This is a genomic window from Leucobacter sp. M11, from assembly GCF_035726885.1.
GTDB lineage: Bacteria > Actinomycetota > Actinomycetes > Actinomycetales > Microbacteriaceae > JAPFRB01.
In genome coordinates this window covers 502,951-505,009 of record NZ_JAPFRB010000002.1, presented here as the reverse complement: position 1 = coordinate 505,009, position 2,059 = coordinate 502,951, and the positions used below count along the sequence as shown (strand labels likewise).

Genomic DNA, 2,059 nt, shown 5'->3' with positions numbered 1-2,059 from the left:
GGAGCATTCGCGATCTCTTCGTGCGCGGCGGGGCGCTCGATGTGCTCGGTGGCAAGCGCCGGGCGGTGCTGGAGGTGCTGCGGCACGCCGGGGATCCGCCGAGGCTGACCGTCATCCTGCCGAGCACGCAGGAGTGGTCCCCCTGGGACAGTTCGGTCCCCAACGATCTCTACGGGAACCTGGTGGCCATGCAGGGCCGCCCCGGCGGCCTGGAACGCTTCGCCGAGCAGGCGATCACCGCGGAGCTGTCGCGCCTGCCAGCGGCCGAGCGCGCCCGCGCTGAGATTCAGCTCGTGGGCTTCAGCCAGGGCGGGCTCGCGGCGGCGGCGCTCGCCAGCCGGGGCACCCTCCCGGTGACCCGCGTGATCACGGCCGGGGCCCCGATCGGGGTGATCGCCGAGAGCCTGCCGGAGGAGGTCCGGGTGCTCGCCTACGAGGCACCGGATGATCCCGTGCCGAAGCTCGACGGCCGGGCCAACCCGGAAATCCCCCAGGTGGTCACCGTGTCGCCCGGACTGCGCGAGACGATCGGGAGGGGCGGCCCGACCGGCCCCGGAGACGGCGCACACAGCCCGCTCCGCTACGCGGCGCTCGCGGAAACGAGTGCGCTCCCCGAGGAGATCCGGACCGGGGTGCTCCGCGACCTCGCCGACGTGACCGGGTCCCGGCGCTACACGGCGGAGTGGGTCCGATGAGCCGCCGGGAGCGCCCGCTCGGCTCCGGTGCCCCGGGCCAGCCCCGCGCCTCTGATCGGCCACGCACCTCTGATCGGCAGAGCCGCACGGGCCGTGGCCTGCTGACGCTCTGCACGCTCGGGGTGCTCGGTGCGCTCGGCGTGGGCTGCCTGACCGCGGCGGCCCAGCGCGGCACGGGCCTCGCCGCCGCCGAGCGCTCGCTCCGAGCCGTGGTCGGGCTGGCGGGCGAGCTCCGACCCGGAAGCTGGACGGAGGGCTTCCGGGCCGAGCGCTCCCTCTCGGTGTCGGTGCGGGTCCTGCCCGGCCACCGCATCCGGGACGGCGACGCCCTCGCCCGCTGGCTGCTGGAGCTGGGCTGGTGCGTTCGCGAGCACCGCCCCACGCGGTGGCTCACGCTCGAGATTGATCCGGGGCCGCCCGCGCAGGGCGGGCCCTGGGTTGCCCGGGAAGCGCTCGCCGCGCTCGGGGTGCGGGCCGAACGGACGCTCCCGGGCGAGGGCCAGCGGCTCTTCCTCCCCGTGGCCCACATCGAAGCACTGCTGGGGACCGGCCCCCTGCGCTGCCCCTCGGCCCCCGAGACGATGCTCCTGGGGCCGCCGTGAGCGGCGCGCCCGTGCGGCTTCGGGTGGCCCTGCTCACGGCGGGAGCGCCCCCGCTCGGGCTCACGATTCACGCCTCGGGCTCCGCCACGGTCCGGGATCTCGCCCGCACGGTGCTCCGCTCCGGGCTCGTGTCCGCGCCGGAGCGCCGCCGCCTCGGCACCGGGGACCAGGGGACGCTCACCCTCGGGACGGTCGCCCCGAGCGCGCCGCCCGCGGCCGAGGGTGCCGCGGTGGCCGAGGCCCCGGAAATCCTGTTGGACCAGGCGGCCCCGCTCCGCGACTCGGGGCTGCGCTCCGGGGACGGAATCCGTCTGCGCACGGAGTTCCCGGGGCCGCCGGAGCCGAGGGAAGCGGCCGCCGATATTCCCCGCGTCCGCGCGGTCCCCCTGGTGGGCCGGGTCCGGGTCCTCAGCGGCCCGCAACGCGGGGCCGTCTTCGGGATCGCGGCCGGGGTCAACCGGCTCGGTCGGGCGCGGCAGCACCGCATCCCGCTCCGCGGCACCGGGGTCTCTCGCACCCACGCGGCAATCGAGGCCGGCCACCCGGAACACGACGGCCTGCTCCTGCGCGACCTGGGGTCGGCGAACGGCGTGCGGGTCCGGGGTGAGCCGGTCCAGGCCCTGCGCATCACCGAGCCGGTGATCGCCCAGCTCGGGGAGGTCACGATCCGCATCGACGCGGGACCCGTCCCGGTTCGTGACGGCGCTGCGCGTCCGCTCGAGGCCGCCCGACCGCGCGAGCGTGATCACCGGCACACCCGTT

General features: G+C 76.6%; 2 protein-coding genes and 1 pseudogene. All 3 read left to right on the top strand.

Features of this window, described 5'->3' with window-relative positions; all coding sequences use genetic code 11:
* A pseudogene (locus OOT08_RS06765) lies at window positions 1-695 on the top strand (hypothetical protein); the annotation flags it as partial.
* Entirely contained in the window at window positions 692-1,297 is a 606-nt protein-coding gene (locus OOT08_RS06760) for a hypothetical protein (protein ID WP_325091837.1), read from the top strand. The pseudogene OOT08_RS06765 and the gene OOT08_RS06760, both read left to right, overlap by 4 nt.
* Window positions 1,294-2,059, top strand: a 766-nt coding sequence (locus OOT08_RS06755; RefSeq protein WP_325091836.1) for an FHA domain-containing protein, incomplete at its 3' end; no start/stop codon positions are given. The genes OOT08_RS06760 and OOT08_RS06755, both read left to right, overlap by 4 nt.

What these genes read in the sequence shown, in the direction of transcription:
- OOT08_RS06760 (WP_325091837.1), top strand. Translation starts at nt 692, where the DNA reads ATGAGCCGCCGGGAGCGCCCGCTCGGCTCCGGTGCCCCGGGCCAGCCC.